Raw genomic sequence first — 14,759 nt, forward strand, 5'->3', positions numbered from 1 at the left:
ACTGGGTCAGGCGACGAGCTGTTGCCACAGCGCGCCGAGGGCGGTGGCGGCGGGTGCGTCGAGCACGCCGTCGCAGAAGTGCATGGCGTTGATGCGATTGACGCCACCGATGCGATTGACGCCACCGACGTCATCAGCGCCATCGACGCCGTGAGCCGCGTAGTGCGTGAACTTGGCGGCGAGCGCCGCGCGGTCCAGCGGGTGGGCGGCGTCGCCGGCGATGGTGCCGACGGTGTCTTCGCAAGTGCCTGCGCCGTGCGTCACCGTGAGCGTGGCGCCGCGCTGACCGCGAGTAGTGAGGCCGGCATCGGTCTGGAGCTCGACCAGCGCCTCGAGCCGGCGCAGCTCCGCGTCGTCGAAGCGCGGCGCGGCGTACACCGACGGATCGACATCGCCGAAGCGCAGCATCGCCGCGACGCCGAACGACAGGCTGAACTGCGCCTGGATCGGCGTGTGCGGCGCGCGGTTGCCGCAGTAGACGATGGCTTCCTCGTACACCTCGAGCACGATGCGGCTGACGCCTTGCGTGCCGCCGGCCAGCTGCGCGCGAAGGTTGCGCGCGGCGGTCGCGCCGTAGTGCACGTGGCGCACGGCCGCGAAGGGCTTCAGGTAGGCGTCGCGCAGCAGCAGGACCGATGCGCCGGGCAGTGGTTGTGACTGCACTGCGTTCCCCGCGTGGTTCGCGGCATAGTGCGCCAGCGCGCCTTCGGGCGCGTCGATGCCGGCCGCGCTCGCGAAGGCCGCCTGCAGCCCCAGCGACGCGCTGTGGCCCAGGTAGGTGTTGCGCGCGGTGCGCCCCTGCGCCACCGGCAGGTAGAGGCTGGTCGCGAGCTGGCAGGCCGCGATGTCGATCGCCTGCACGATGCCTTCCGGCGCAAGGCCGAGCAGCCGCGCCACGCCCGCCGCCACGCCGAGCGCGGGCCAGTTGGCATCGACGTGCATGCCCGGGCGAATGCGCAGCCACGCGCCGCAGCGCGCGCCCACCTCGTAGCCGAGCACGAAGGCGTCGACGAACTCGCCGAGGCGCGCGCCGCGCTTCAGCGCGAGCGGCAGCAGCGCCGCCACCAGCGGCACGCCGGGCCGCCCGTGCGCGAGCGCATGGCCTTCGCAGGCCTCGTCCCAGGTCGCGGCCATGGCGAGCACCTGCGCGGCCGACTGCACGCTCATCGACGGGCCCGCGGGCAGCGAGAACTCGCCGGGCTCGCAGGCGGCAAGCGCCGCTTCGAGCCGCTGCACTTCTTGCGCATGCCGGCCCGCCAGCGCGCAGCCGACGGTGTCGACCAGCAGCCGCCGCGCCTGCGCCGCGGCTTCGGCACCGGCCGGCTGCGCCGCATGCAGCGCCACCACGGCCTGCAGCACGGCGCGCTGCGCGTCGGGTGCATGCGGTTGTTGCTGGTCGTGTTCGTGTTCAGCGCGCATCGGCTTCTTTCTTCGCGGCCATGCGCCGGCGCAGCAGTGGCAGCAGGCCGCCGGCCTCGACCATGTCCGTCAGGAAAGCCGGCACCGGCTCGCAGGCGAGCGTGCGCGCATCGGCGGTGCGCAGCGCGGGCGTGCGGGTGTCGAGCGCGATGCGGTCGCCGTCCTGCAACGTCTCGGCCTCCGCGCAGGTCAGCAGCAGCAGGCCCACGTTGAAGGCATTGCGAAAGTACAGGCCGCTGTACGAGGGCGCGATGACCGCGGCCACGCCGAGCTGCACCAGCACGGCGGCGGCCTGCTCGCGCGAGGAGCCGATGCCGAAGTTGGGCCCGGCCACCAGCACGTCGCCCGGGCGCACCTCGCGCGCGAACTCGGGGCGGATGGCTTCGAGGCAGTGCTTCGCGATGATGTCGATGCCGTGCTTCATCGCATGGCCCGGCGCGAGCGCGTCGGTGTCGATGTCGGCGCCCAGGCGCCACACGCGATGCGTGTCGAGGGTGGTGGGCGCGCTCATGCCAGCACCTCGCGCGGATCGGTGACCTGCCCGCGCAATGCGGCAGCGGCCACGGTGTAGGGCGAGCCCAGGTACACCTGCGCGGTGGGCGAGCCCATGCGGCCCTTGAAGTTGCGCGCCGTGGTCGAGATGACGGTGATGTCGTCCCCCATCGGGTCGCCGTAGCCCGAGCAGGCGCCGCACGCGGTCGGGAACAGCTCGGCGCCCGCGTCCATCAGCACCTGCAGCACGCCCTCGGCGCGCGCCTGCTCCTGGTCCTGGATGCTGGCGGGCGCGACGATGAGCCGAATGCCCGCCGCCACCTTGTGCCCGCGCAGCACCTGCGCCGCGGCGCGCAGGTCGTCGAGCTTGGCGCCGGTGCACGCGCCGATGTAGGCCACGTCCACGCGCGTGCCCGCATAGCGGCTCACGCCGTGCGAGTTGGCCGGGCTGTGCGGCGCGGCGATGTGGGGTTCGAGCGTGGTGGCGTCGAAGCGGTGGCGGGTGAAGTCGGCCGCTTCGTCGGTGAACCAGCGCGCCAGGTCCGGGCGCGGCGCGCCCGCGCTTTCGAGAAAGGCGGCCGTGGTCTCGTCGGGCGCGATGAGCCCGGCCTGCGCGCCCAGCTCGGCGCTCATGTTCGACAGCGTCATGCGCTCCTGCATCGACAGTGCGGCCACCGCCGGCCCCGCGAACTCCACCGCCTGGTAGCGCCCGCCATTCATGCCGAAGCGCCCGATCATGTGCAGCATCATGTCCTTGGCGGTCACGCCCGCGGGCAGCGCGCCGTCCCACCACATGCGGATGGTCTCGGGCACGCGCAGCCAGATTTCGCCGGTGACGACCACGCCCAGCATCTCGGTGCTGCCCACGCCGAACATGTAGGCGCCGAAGGCACCGCCCGTGGGCGAGTGCGAGTCGCCGCCCACGCACAGCATGCCGGGGCGGATGTGGCCGTGCTGCGGCACCACCACGTGGCAGATGCCCTGGCTGTCGTACACGTGCGGCAGCTGTTGGTCCCGCGCCCAGTCGCGCGCGATGCGCACGATGCGCCGCGAGTCGTCGTCGCGCTCGGGCACGTAGTGGTCCATCACGAGCACGATGCGCGAGCGGTCCCAGATCTGCGCGCCCAGCTCCTCGAGCATGGGCTTCAGGCGGCGCGGGCCCGAGGAGTCGTGGAACATGGCGAGGTCGACGCCGCAGGTCACGATCTCGCCCACCGCCACCTGCTCGCGGCCGCTGGCGCGCGCGATGAGCTTCTGCGCCAGCGTCTGTGCGTGCGTCCGTGCCGGCGCTGGGGTTGCTGCGGAAAGGCTCATTCCGGCTTGGCTCCTGAAAACTTGACGACCTTGGCCCAGCGCGGGATCTCGCTCTGCACGAACGCGCTGAACTGCTCCGGCGAGTTGCCCACCGGAATCGCGCCCTCGGTTTCCAGCCGCTTGAGCATGTCGGGCTGCTGCAGCGCGTGGCGTGCCGCGTCGCTCAGCTTGCGCGCCACGTCGGCGGGCAGTCGCGCGGGGCCGAACAGGCCGAACCACGCGCTCGACTCGTAGCCCGGCAGCGCCTCCGCGATGGCGGGCACGTCGGGAAACGCGGGCAGGCGCCTGGCGGTGGTGACGCCCAGCGCCTTGAGCTTGCCGGCCTGGATGTGCGCCTTGACGTTGCCCACGGCCGCGAACATCAGCTGCACCTGGCCCGCGAGCAGGTCCTGCACGGCGGGCGCGGTGCCCTTGTAGGGAATGTTCACGATGTCCACGCCCGACTGCATCTTGAAGGCCTCGCCCGCCATGTGCAGCGACGAGCCCACCGCGCCGATGGCGAAGTTGAGCTGCCCCGGCTTGGCCTTGGCCAGCGCGATGAGCTCACGCACATCCTTCACCGGCAGGCTCGGGCTGGCCACCAGGATCGACGGCGAGGTGGCCACGCAGGTGAGCGCGGTGAAGTCCTTCACCGGGTCGAAGGGCAGCGTCGGGTACAGCGTGGCGTTGATGGCGTGGCTGGTAAAGCTCAGCAGCAGCGTGTTGCCGTCGGGCGCGGCCTTGGCGACCGCGTCGGCGGCAATGTTGCCGCCGGCGCCGGGCTTGTTCTCGACGATGACGGTGCGGCCCAGCGCGGGGCCCATGCTGACGGCCAGCGAACGGGCCAGCGTGTCGGTCGAGCCGCCGGCCGGCGCGCCGACCAGGATGCGCACGGGCGCGTTGCCGATCTGCGCGCGGGCACCGGCGGCAAAGGCCAATGCAGCCAGCGCGGGAGGCGCGATGAGGATGTCGCGGCGATTGATCATGGGGAAGTCCTTTGTGTGTCTCGTGTCTTGTGACGCATGCTTCGTGGTCCGGTGCTTCGCGGGCGCTCAGAGCCCGAGGTACGCGCGCCGCAGCTCGTCGCTGCCCAGCAGCGCGTCGGGCTTGCCCGAGAAGCGCACGCTGCCGTTCTCCAGCACGTAGGCGCGGTCGGCAATCTCCAGCGACTGGCCCACGTTCTGCTCGACCAGCAGCACCGCGAGGCCGCCGTCGCGCAGCTCGCGAATGAGCGTGAACATCTCTTCGACCAGCAGCGGCGAGAGGCCGAGCGACGGCTCGTCGAGGATCAGCAGCACCGGCTCCGCCATGAGCCCGCGCGCGATGGCCAGCATCTGCTGCTCGCCGCCGCTCATGGTGCCGGCGTGCTGCGCCATGCGCTCGCGCAGCCGCGGGAAGATGTGGAACATCTTCTCGACGTTGGTCGCGCGCCGTTCGCGGGCGCGGGTGAAGGAGCCCAGCTCCAGGTTCTCCAGCACGCTGAGGTTGGGGAACACCTTGCGCCCTTCGGGCACCTGAATGAGGCCGGCCTTGACCACGTCGCGGTAGTGCGCGCCGCTGAGGTCCTTGCCGTCGAAGCGCACCGTGCCGCTCCACGCGGGCACCAGGCCGCACACCACCTTGTTGAGCGTCGACTTGCCCGCGCCGTTGCTGCCGAGCAGCGCGACCATTTCGCCCGCGTCGACCTGCAGGTCGACGCCGCGCAGCACTTCCACGCGGCCGTAGCCGCCGCGCAGGCCTTGAATGTCCAGCAATGCAGTCATGCCGCAGCTCCCGTTCCTGCCGCGGCGGCCTTGCGCAGCCGTGCCGCCGTGCCGTGGCCCAGGTAGGCCTCGACCACCCGGTCGTCGGAGGTGACCTGCGCCGGGTTGCCCTCGGCGATGAGCTGGCCCTGCGCCAGCACCCACACATGCTCGGCGAGGTTCATCACGGCCTGCATCACGTGTTCGATCATCAGCACGGTCACGCCGCTGTCGGCAATGCCGCGCACCACCGGCATCATCTCGGCGATCTCCTGCGGGTTGAGGCCTGCGAGCACTTCGTCGAGCAGCAGCAGGCGGGGCCGCGTGGCGAGCGCGCGGGCGAGTTCGAGGCGCTTGCGCCCGGCCACGGTGAGGTCGGAGGCGGGCTTGTCCAGCTGCGGCGCCAGGCCGACGCGCTGTGCGACGGCCTCGGCGTTGCGCAAGGCCTCGGCGCGGTTGCGCACGTGCAGGTGCGCGCCCACGGCGATGTTCTCGCGCACGGTCTGGGCAGCGAAGGGCTTCACGATCTGGAAGGTGCGCGTCATGCCGAGCGCGGCGTTGCGGTGCGGCTCGTGGCCGGTGATGTCCTGCCCCGCGAAGCGCACGCTGCCGGCGTCGGGCTTCAGAAAGCCCGACATCAGCGCGAACAGCGTGGTCTTGCCCGCGCCGTTGGGGCCGATGAGCGCCGTGAGGCTGCCCTGCTTCACGGCCAGGCTCACGTTCTGCACGGCCTTCAGGCCGCCGAAGGAGCGCGAGACGCCGTCGAGTTTCAACAAGGGCTCAGTCATTGCGGCCTCCCTTCGCCTTCCACAGCTGCCGCACCGACAGGCCCAGGCCCGCCACGCCGCGCGGCAGGAAGATCACGATGAGCACGAGCACCGTGCCGTAGATGACCATGTTGATGCCCGGCAGCTCGCCGAACAGGTTGCGCGTGAAGTCCGACAGCAGGTGCAGCACGGCCGCGCCCAGCACCGGCCCCCACAGCGTGCCCATGCCGCCCACGATGGCCGCGACCAGCGCCTCCACCGAGGTGACCGAGCCGTAGGCGATGCCCGCGTCGATGTACTGGAACACCTGCACGTAGAAGGCACCGGCCGCGCCCATGAAGGCCGCCGACAGGCCGATGGCCGCGTGCTTGACCCGGAACGGGTTCACGCCCACGGCGCGCGCGGCGTCCTCGTTGTCGCGCACCGCCTGCATGTAGGCGCCGAAGCGGCCGTTGCGCAGCCACCAGGTCACCAGCAGCGCCACGACCACCATCGCCAGCACCACCCACAAGTAGCCCGCGCGCGACGCGAACTGCATGTTGCCCACCGACTCGCGCAGCGGCACCATCAGCCCGACGCCGCCGCCGGTGAACGGCACCGAGGTCGCGACGATGCGGAACACCTCCGCAAAAGCCAGCGTGACGAGCGCGAAGTACGAGCCCTTCAGGCCGTAGCGGAAGGTGAGCGCGCCCACGAAAAGGCCGACCGCCGCGGCGCCCGCCACCGCCAGCGGCAGCGCGACCCAGGCGTTGATGCCGCCCTGCAGCTGCGCGATGGCCTGGATGTACGCACCGGTGCCGAAGAACAGCGCATGCCCGAAGGAGAACTGCCCGCCGAAGCCGCCGAGGATGTTCCAGGCCTGCGCGATGAGCGTGGCGTAGAGCGCCATCATCACGAAGTTCAGCATGACGCCCGACTTCGTGACCAGCGGCACGCAGCCGATGACCACGGCGAAGAGCGCGATGGCGGCGAGTTGCCCGTATCCCGAGTTCGTTCCCGCCTTCATGCCTTGGCTCCGAACATGCCCTGCGGGCGGAACAGCACCACGCCGATGAAGATTGCGAAGATGCCGATCTGCCCGAGCGACTCGCCCAGGTACAGCCCACCGAGCGACTCGACCACGCCCACCAGGAAGCCGCCGATGAGCGCGCCCACGAAGCTGCCCATGCCGCCGAGCACGACGATGGTGAAGGCCACCAGCACGAAGCCGCCGCCCACCTGCGGGTTGACGTAGTACGCGGGCAGCAGGAAGCAGGCCGCGGCACCCAGGCACGCCAGGCCGATGCCGAAGCTCATGGCGTAGACGTGGTCGACGTCGATGCCCATGAGCTTGGCGCCCTCCTTCTCCTTGGCGACGGCGCGAATGGCGCGGCCCAGGTCGGTGCGGCCCATGATCCAGAAAAGAATGCCCGACACCACCAGCGCGCCGGCGAAGGCGACGAGCTTGGGCACGGCGATCATGGCGGGGCCGATGGCCACGGTGCTCAGCGAGTAGGCGGTGTCGATGCTGCGCGTGTCCGACTTGAAGAACAGCAGCGCGAGGTTCTCCATGACGATGGCGATGCCGAGCGTGGCGAGCAGGATGTTCTCGTCCTTGCCGTGGCCCGCGCGGTTGATGACGATGCGCTGCAGCGCGTAGCCGAGCGCGAACATGCCCGCGATGGCGATGGGCAGGGCCATGTAGGGGTCGATGCCCCAGCGCTCCTTCAGGAAGTACACGGCGTACAGGGCCAGCATCAGGCAGGCGCCGTGGGCGAAGTTGATGATGTGCAGCACGCCGTAGATGAGCGTGAGCCCCACCGCGATCAGGGCGTACACGGCACCTGTCGTCAGTCCGTTGAGGACCGAGGGGAAGAGGATGTTGATGTCTGGCATGTGGCTGGCGCGTGCTTGGCTGCTTGTCTCGTGGTGCGTGTTCTAGAGGCGTGCCGCTCCACCGGACCCCGTGCGTGCCCGGAATCCGTGGAAGCGCTTCATGGATGTCGCCTGGCCGCTGCTCAGGCCTTGAGCGGGAAGACCGGGTCCACCTCGCGGTAGTCGCGCGGGATGATGACCTTGATGTCGTTCTTCACCACCTGCGTCATCAAAGGCTGCGCGCCTTCGTTCTGCCCGTTGACGAACCTGGTGGGGCCGTACGGCATGATGTGATTCGAGAAGGTGCTCTTCTCCAGCGCGTCGATGATGGCGGCGCGCTCGGTCGACTTGGCGCGCTCGATGGCATCGGCCAGCAGCCACATCGAGGTATAGGTCATGAACACCTCGTAGCTGAAGAACTGGCCCTTGGCCTCCACGCGCTTGCGCAGCTCCTGCGAGCGCTTGTCCTTCGGGTTGAACCAGTGGTTGCAGTCGATGATGCCGTTGGCCGCCTCCGGAAACTCCTTCACGAACTTGTAGCTCGACGCGGCGCCGCCCAGCACCGAGAAGATGGCCTTGGGCACCACCTTCTGCTGCTGCATGGTGCGCACCAGCAGCGCGTACTCGTTGTAGTAGTTGGCCGGAATCACGATGTCGGGGTTGACCGACTTCATGCGCAGCACGATGTTGTTGAAGTCGCGCGTGGGGTTGGCGTGCTTCACCACCTCCTTCACGTCGAAGCCGTAGCCGGGCAATTCGCGCGACAGCAGCTGCGCGGTGCCGGCACCGAAGAGCGACTCCTCGTGAATGATCATCACCGTCTTCGCGGGGCTGCCGGCGGCCTTGTTCAGCACCAGCAGGTTGGCCATGGCCACCTCGGTCGACTTCTTGTAGCCGGGGCCGAAGCGAAAGGTGTTCTTCAGGCCGCGCTCGACGATCTGGTCGGCCACGCCCACGTCGACCACGTGCGGCAGGTTGTACTTGGCCGCGGCCTGCGTGGTGGCCAGGCAGATGGCCGACGCGAAGGCGCCCACGATGGCCGACACGCCGGCCTCGTTCATCTTCTCGACCTCGGCCGCGCCGGCCTGCGGCTGCGATTGCGCGTCGCCCAGCAGGGCCTCGAGCTTGGCGCCGCCCAGCGACTTGATGCCGCCGGCGGCGTTGATGTCCTCGATGGCCATGAGCGCACCCAGGCGGCACTGCTGGCCCGAATAGGCCAGCGCACCGGTCACGGGGTGCAGCACGCCGACCTTCACGGCCTTGGGCTGGGCGCCGGCCACGAGCGGGAAGGCGACGGCGGTGGCCAGCGCGGCGGACTGCGACACGAAACGGCGACGGTTCTGCATGGTGAGGCTTTTCCTTTTCTTCTCTTCAGTTGAACTGGGCTGACACGTCTTTGCTGACCCACACCTTGGCGTCGATGCTGCCCACGCGGGAGAGCTGCATTTCGTAGGTGTAGCGGTCGGGGCGGTAGAAGCCGTGCAGCCACTGCACGGGCCGCTCGTCTTCGTCGTAGATCAGGCGGCGCACCGCGAGCAGGGCCGAGCCGACGGACACATCGAGGTGCTGCGCGAGCACGTTGTCGGCCAGCCGCGCGGAAATGGTCTGGTGGGCGCGGCCCACCTTCACGCCCGACTCCTCGAGCAGCACCAGGATGGGCTTCTTCGACAGCTCGCGCCGCCCGAAGCGCCGCGCGATGGTGTCGGGCACGTAGGTGGTGATGTGCGAGAGCGGGCCCTCCTTGGTGGAGCGCACGCGCACGGCCTTCTGCACCGCGTCGCCCAGCTTCAGCTCCAGCGCCTCGGCCACCTGCGTGGAGGCGGTGATGGTCGCCACGTCGATCACCTTCACCGAGGTGTGCAGGCCCATGGTGACCAGGTTCTCGAGCAGGCCGCGCAGATTGGCACGCTCCATGCTCCTGCCGCTGGGGCCTTCGCCCGCGGTGGGCGGCGGCAATGCGCGCGTGCGGCGCCCGGGGTTGCGCTCGATGAGGCCTTCGGTGGCCAGCTGCTCCAGCGCGCGGCGCACGGTGACGCGCGCCACCTTGAACTGCGCCATCAGCGCGAGCTCGCCGGGCAACCCTTCCGCGAAACGGCCTTCGTGCAACTGCTCACGCAGGACCAGGTAGATCTGGTGGTATTTCGGCAAAGGCATTTGCGACATGCCTTTGATGTTTTTGCAGTTTCAATGTTCTGTCAATGGGACATTTGAAGCACCAGGACAAGGGGCGCCCGAAGGCGCCCCTGGAAAACCCGTAGATGCTATGCAGGCCGTGAAGCCCGTGAAGCCTTCGCAGGGTCAGAGCTTGAAGGGCACCACTTCCTGGCGCTGCTCGCCCAGGCCTTCGATGCCCAGCGTCATCACGTCGCCCTTCTTCAGGAACAGCGGCGGCTTCATGCCCATGCCCACGCCCGGGGGCGTGCCGGTGGTGATGACGTCGCCGGGCATCAGCGTCATGAACTGGCTCACGTAGCTCACGATCTTGGCCACGCTGAAGATCATGGTCTTGGTGCTGCCCGTTTGCACGCGCTGGCCATTCAGGTCGAGCCACATGGCGAGCTTCTGCGGGTTCTCGATCTCGTCGCGCGTCACCAGCCAGGGGCCGATGGGGCCGAAGGTGTCGCAGCCCTTGCCCTTGTCCCAGGTGCCGCCGCGCTCGATCTGGTACTCGCGCTCGCTGATGTCGTTGATGGTGCAGTAGCCGGCCACGTAGTCGAGCGCGCTCTTTTGCGACACGTAGCGTGCGCGCGTGCCGATGACCACGCCCAGCTCGACCTCCCAGTCGGACTTGACCGAGCCCTTGGGCAGCATCACCGGGTCGTTCGGGCCCTGGATGCAGCTGTTGGCCTTCATGAAGACCACGGGTTCCTTGGGCACCGGCAGGCCCGACTCGGCCGCGTGGTCCGCGTAGTTCAGGCCGATGGCGATGAACTTGCCGACGTTGGCCACCGGGCTGCCGAAGCGCGGCTTGCCGCGCACCAGCGGGAGCTTGTCGAGCTTCTGCTTGCGCAGCTTGGCAATGGCGGCATCGCCGAGCTGCTCGGGCCCGATGTCCTTGACGACGGCGCTCAGGTCGCGCAGCTGGCCGTCGTCGTCGATGAGGCCGGGCTTTTCCTTGCCGGGGTTGCCGTAGCGGACGAGTTTCATGCTTTCCTTTCAGTGCATTGAATTGAATTAGTACGTGGAGCGTCCACCCGACAGGTCGAAGACCGCGCCGGTGGAGAACGAACAGTCTTCGGTGCAGAGCCAGCCGACCATCGCGGCCACCTCTTCCACCGTGCCGAAGCGGCCCATGGGAATCTTCGAGAGCATGAAGGCAATGTGCTCGGGCGTCATCTGGTCAAAGATGGCCGTCTTCACCGCCGCGGGCGTCACGCAGTTCACGCGGATGCCGGTGTCCGCCAGCTCCTTGCCCAGCGACTTGGTCAGGCCGATGACGGCCGCCTTGCTCGCGCTGTAGGCGCTGGCGTTGGGGTTGCCGTCCTTGCCCGCCACCGAGGCGATGTTCACGATGCGGCCATGGCCGCCCTGCTTGCGCATCTGCGCCACCACCTCGCGGCAGCACAGGAACACGCCGTTGATGTTCACGTCCATCACCTGGCGCCAGTCGTCCACCGGGTAGTCCCACAGCCTGGTGTTGGGCCCGGTGATGCCGGCGCTGTTGACCAGCGCGTCGATGCGCGGGGCATGCCCCAGCGTGGCGGCCACGGCCTTGGCGACCGAGGGCTGCTGCGCCACGTCGACCTTCAGCGCGAAGGCCCTGGGGCCCAGCGACTGCGCGGCGCGCAGGGCGGCCTCTTCGTCGCGGTCCCACAGCGTGACGCTGCCGCCCGAGGCCACGAGCCGCTGCGCAATGCCCAAGCCCAGCCCCGTGGCGCCGCCGGTGACCACCGCGTGGCGGCCGGCGAAGTCGAGCTGGTTCATATGGTGATGCCGCCGTCGACCGTGAAGGCCTGGCCGGTGGCGAACACCGATTCGTCGCTGGCCAGGAACACCACCACGGGCGCGATTTCCTCGGCCTGCGCGAGCCGGCCCATGGGCTGGCGCGCGATGAAGGCCTTGCGTGCCGCGTCGGGGTCGGCGTTGGCGTTGATGCGGTCGCCCAACGAGGGCGTGTCGACCGTGCCCGGGCACACCGCGTTGCAGCGGATGCCGCGCGCCACGTAGTCGGCCGCCACGCTCTTGGTGAGGCCCAGCACGGCCGCCTTGGTGGTGCCGTACACGAAGCGGTTGGGCAGGCCCTTCATGCTGGAGCACACGCTGGCCATGTTGATGATGCTGCCGCGCCCGGCCGCCAGCATGCCGGGCAGCACGGCCTGGATGATCCACATCTGCGCGCGCACGTTCAGGCCGAAGGCGAACAGCAGCTCGTCGTCGGTGGCCTGCTCGATGGTGCCGTTGTGCACCACGCCCGCGCAGTTGAAGAGGATGTCGAGCGCCGGCAGCGTGCCCACCAGCGCGCCGATGGCGGCCTTGTCGAGCACGTCGAGCCTGAGCGCGGTGACGTTGGGCACGCCGTTGTAGCGCGCGAGCAGCGCCTCGTTCACGTCGGTGGCGAACACCTGGGCGCCTTCGGCCGCCATGGCGAGCACGCTGGCGTGGCCGATGCCCTGGCCCGCGGCAGTGACCAGCGCGATCTTTCCCTTCAGTCTCATCGGTGTCTCCTCGAATTCCCCGGGTTCCTCGGGTTTGGCCCGATGGTGTCGCGGGCGGCGTATCGTATTCTGAATTGGCCTTACCACTTGTCCAATTCAGGACAACCCTTAACCTGCGCACCGGCGCTCCCCCGCTCTTCTCCATCAGTCCAATTTCTTCGTCAGCCGTGCCGATCCAGACCCTCGAACCCCAGCGCCTCTACCGCCAGATCGCCGAACAGCTGCGCGTGCTCATCGGCAAGGGCGAGTTCGCGGCCGGCACGCGCATTCCCGCCGAGCGCGACCTGGCCAAGCAGCTGGGCGTGAGCCGGCCGTCGGTGCGCGAGGCGCTGATTGCGCTGGAGGTGGAAGGCTGGGTCGAGATCCGCACCGGCTCGGGCGTGTACGTGCTCGACCGGTCGCACCGCACCGCTCCCCCGGCCAACGGCCTGAACGGCGCGAACAGCGCGAACGGGTCCGGTGCCGAATGGGGCCCGCTGGAGATCATTCGCGCGCGCCGCCTGGTCGAGGGCGAGACCGCCGCCACCGCCGCGCAGCACGGCAAGCGCAAGGACGTGGACGCCATGCGCCGCGCGATCCGCACGATGCGCGAGCTGGCCGCGCGCAACGAGGTGCCGCACGAAGGCGACCGCGCCTTCCACCTGGCCATCGTCAACGCCTGCGACAACGTGGTGCTGACCGAGACGGTGCAGGGCTTCTGGGAGTCGCGCCACGGGCCGATCTTCGCTCGCATGATCGACTACTTCGAGACCATGGGCTCGTGGCAGGCCGCCATCGGCGAGCACGAGGCCATCCTGGACGCCATCGCCGCGCGCGACCCCGGCGCGGCACGCGACGCCATGCACCAGCACATGGACAAGTTCCACCAGAGATTCAGCGCGAGCTGGCGGCGCGCGAAGGCCACCTGAGCCCATCCAAGCCGCGCGACAGTTCGTACCGACAAGCCAGCCCTACACCCGTACAGCCAGCAGGTTCCCACCATGACCCCCTACATCCGACTCCACCCCGCCGACGACGTCGTCATCGCGCGCGCCCAGCTGCTCGGCGGCACCGCCATCGAAGGCGTGGCCGTGCGCGGCCTCATTCCGCCGGGCCACAAGGTCGCGATGCGCGCCATCGCCACCGGCGAGCCGGTGCGCCGCTACAACCAGATCATCGGTTTCGCGAGCAAGCCCATTGCCGCGGGCGAGCACGTGCACACGCAGAACCTGGACATGGGCCCCGACAAGGGAGCCGTCACAAAAGGTTTTGAGCGCGACTACGCCTTCGGCGCCGACGTGAAGCCCGCGCCCGCGAAGCGCGAGGCCACCTTCATGGGCATCAAGCGCGCCGACGGCCGCGTGGCCACGCGCAACTACATCGGCGTGCTGACCAGCGTGAACTGCTCGGCCACGGCCGCGCGCGCCATTGCCGACCACTTCTCGCGCAAGACCAACCCGCAGGCGCTGGCCGACTACCCGAACGTCGACGGCGTCGTCGCGCTCACGCACGGCACGGGCTGCGGCATGGACACGCAGGGCATGGGCATGCAGATCCTGGAGCGCACGCTCACGGGCTATGCCACGCACCCCAACTTCGCGGGCGTGCTGGTGGTGGGGCTGGGCTGCGAGGCCAACCAGATCAACGCCTGGCTGGCCACCGGCCACCTGGCCGAGAGCGAGAACTTTCGCACCTTCAACATCCAGGACACGGGCGGCACGCGCAAGACGGTGGACAAGGGCGTGGCGCTCATCAACGAGATGCTGCCGCGCGCCAACGCGGTGAAGCGCGAGCCGTGCAGCGCGGCGCACATCACCATCGGGCTGCAGTGCGGCGGCTCCGACGGCTACTCGGGCATCAGCGCCAACCCGGCGCTGGGCGCGGCCGTCGATTTGCTGGTGGCGCACGGCGGCACGGCCATCCTGAGCGAAACGCCGGAGGTGTACGGCGCCGAGCACCTGCTCACGCGCCGCGCGGTGAAGCGCGAGGTGGGCCAGAAGCTGGTGGACCGCATCAAGTGGTGGGAGCACTACACCGAGATCAACCAGGGCGAGATGAACAACAACCCCTCGCCCGGCAACAAGGCCGGCGGGCTCACCACCATCCTGGAAAAGTCGCTGGGCGCGGTCGCCAAGGGCGGCACCAGCAACCTGGAGGCGGTGTACGAATACGCCGAGCCCGTGACGGCGCACGGCTTCGTCTACATGGACACGCCGGGCTACGACCCGGTGAGCGCCACGGGCCAGGTGGCCGGCGGCGCCAACCTCATCTGCTTCACCACGGGGCGCGGCTCGGCCTACGGCTGCGCGCCTTCGCCCTCGCTCAAGCTGGCGACCAACTCGGCGCTGTGGCAGCGGCAGGAAGAAGACATGGACATCAATTGCGGCGAGATCGTGGACGGCACGGCCTCCATCCAGGAAATGGGCCAGCGCATCTTCGAGCTGGTGCTGGCGACGGCCTCGGGCGCGCACTCGAAGAGCGAACAGCACGGCTACGGACAGAACGAGTTCGTGCCGTGGCAGGTGGGCGCGGTGATGTAGCCGCCGCATCGGCAACAG

General features: G+C 69.4%; 15 protein-coding genes. 2 read left to right on the plus strand and 13 right to left on the minus strand.

Annotated features, from left to right (window positions below; translation table 11 throughout):
* Positions 1-6: 6 nt before the first annotated feature.
* From AB6807_RS26375 to AB6807_RS26435, 13 genes are all read right to left on the minus strand, one after another.
* Entirely contained in the window at positions 7-1,419 is a 1,413-nt protein-coding gene (locus tag AB6807_RS26375; protein WP_371086868.1) for an MmgE/PrpD family protein, read from the minus strand.
* Entirely contained in the window at positions 1,409-1,930 is a 522-nt protein-coding gene (locus AB6807_RS26380; RefSeq protein ID WP_371086869.1) for a 3-isopropylmalate dehydratase, read from the minus strand. The genes AB6807_RS26375 and AB6807_RS26380 overlap by 11 nt, the downstream gene beginning before the upstream one ends.
* Entirely contained in the window at positions 1,927-3,225 is a 1,299-nt protein-coding gene (locus AB6807_RS26385; protein WP_371086870.1) for a 3-isopropylmalate dehydratase large subunit, read from the minus strand. The genes AB6807_RS26380 and AB6807_RS26385 overlap by 4 nt, the downstream gene beginning before the upstream one ends.
* On the minus strand, positions 3,222-4,187 hold the full coding sequence (locus AB6807_RS26390) for a tripartite tricarboxylate transporter substrate binding protein (RefSeq protein ID WP_116910817.1): 966 nt from the start codon (positions 4,185-4,187) through the stop codon (positions 3,222-3,224). The genes AB6807_RS26385 and AB6807_RS26390 overlap by 4 nt, the downstream gene beginning before the upstream one ends.
* Positions 4,188-4,256: 69 nt before the next feature.
* Positions 4,257-4,967: an ABC transporter ATP-binding protein gene (locus tag AB6807_RS26395; RefSeq protein ID WP_371086871.1), complete on the minus strand. Its 711-nt coding sequence runs from the start codon at positions 4,965-4,967 to the stop codon at positions 4,257-4,259.
* Positions 4,964-5,734 (minus strand): ABC transporter ATP-binding protein, encoded by a 771-nt coding sequence (locus AB6807_RS26400; RefSeq protein ID WP_371086872.1) that lies wholly within the window; start codon positions 5,732-5,734, stop codon positions 4,964-4,966. The genes AB6807_RS26395 and AB6807_RS26400 overlap by 4 nt, the downstream gene beginning before the upstream one ends.
* Positions 5,727-6,719, minus strand: coding sequence for a branched-chain amino acid ABC transporter permease (locus AB6807_RS26405; RefSeq protein WP_371086873.1), 993 nt, complete (start codon positions 6,717-6,719; stop codon positions 5,727-5,729). The genes AB6807_RS26400 and AB6807_RS26405 overlap by 8 nt, the downstream gene beginning before the upstream one ends.
* Positions 6,716-7,588 (minus strand): branched-chain amino acid ABC transporter permease, encoded by an 873-nt coding sequence (locus AB6807_RS26410; RefSeq protein WP_116910686.1) that lies wholly within the window; start codon positions 7,586-7,588, stop codon positions 6,716-6,718. Before AB6807_RS26410 ends, AB6807_RS26405 begins: the two co-directional genes overlap by 4 nt.
* Positions 7,589-7,710: 122 nt before the next feature.
* A complete protein-coding gene (locus AB6807_RS26415) occupies positions 7,711-8,913 on the minus strand; it encodes an ABC transporter substrate-binding protein (protein WP_371086874.1) in 1,203 nt (400 codons plus the stop codon).
* 25 nt (positions 8,914-8,938) lie between these two features.
* Entirely contained in the window at positions 8,939-9,721 is a 783-nt protein-coding gene (locus AB6807_RS26420; protein WP_116910819.1) for a GntR family transcriptional regulator, read from the minus strand.
* A 144-nt stretch (positions 9,722-9,865) separates the two neighbouring features.
* Positions 9,866-10,714 carry a fumarylacetoacetate hydrolase family protein gene (locus AB6807_RS26425; RefSeq protein WP_371086876.1) on the minus strand — a complete coding sequence of 283 codons (849 nt, stop codon included), beginning with the start codon at positions 10,712-10,714 and terminating at the stop codon, positions 9,866-9,868.
* Between the two features lie 27 nt (positions 10,715-10,741).
* Complete coding sequence (locus tag AB6807_RS26430; RefSeq protein ID WP_371086877.1) at positions 10,742-11,491, minus strand: SDR family NAD(P)-dependent oxidoreductase; 750 nt, start codon at positions 11,489-11,491, stop codon at positions 10,742-10,744.
* On the minus strand, positions 11,488-12,222 hold the full coding sequence (locus AB6807_RS26435) for an SDR family oxidoreductase (protein ID WP_371086878.1): 735 nt from the start codon (positions 12,220-12,222) through the stop codon (positions 11,488-11,490). The genes AB6807_RS26430 and AB6807_RS26435 overlap by 4 nt, the downstream gene beginning before the upstream one ends.
* A gap of 167 nt (positions 12,223-12,389) precedes the next feature.
* On the opposite strand from AB6807_RS26435, the gene AB6807_RS26440 reads away from it, so the two are divergent.
* Together AB6807_RS26440 and AB6807_RS26445 are read left to right on the plus strand one after the other, a co-directional pair.
* Positions 12,390-13,130 carry a FadR/GntR family transcriptional regulator gene (locus tag AB6807_RS26440; RefSeq protein WP_371086879.1) on the plus strand — a complete coding sequence of 247 codons (741 nt, stop codon included), beginning with the start codon at positions 12,390-12,392 and terminating at the stop codon, positions 13,128-13,130.
* 72 nt (positions 13,131-13,202) lie between these two features.
* Complete coding sequence (locus AB6807_RS26445; RefSeq protein WP_371086880.1) at positions 13,203-14,741, plus strand: UxaA family hydrolase; 1,539 nt, start codon at positions 13,203-13,205, stop codon at positions 14,739-14,741.
* Positions 14,742-14,759 lie beyond the last annotated feature (18 nt).

Source organism: Variovorax sp. RCC_210 (assembly GCF_041355175.1).
In the GTDB taxonomy this organism is placed as follows: domain Bacteria; phylum Pseudomonadota; class Gammaproteobacteria; order Burkholderiales; family Burkholderiaceae_C; genus Variovorax.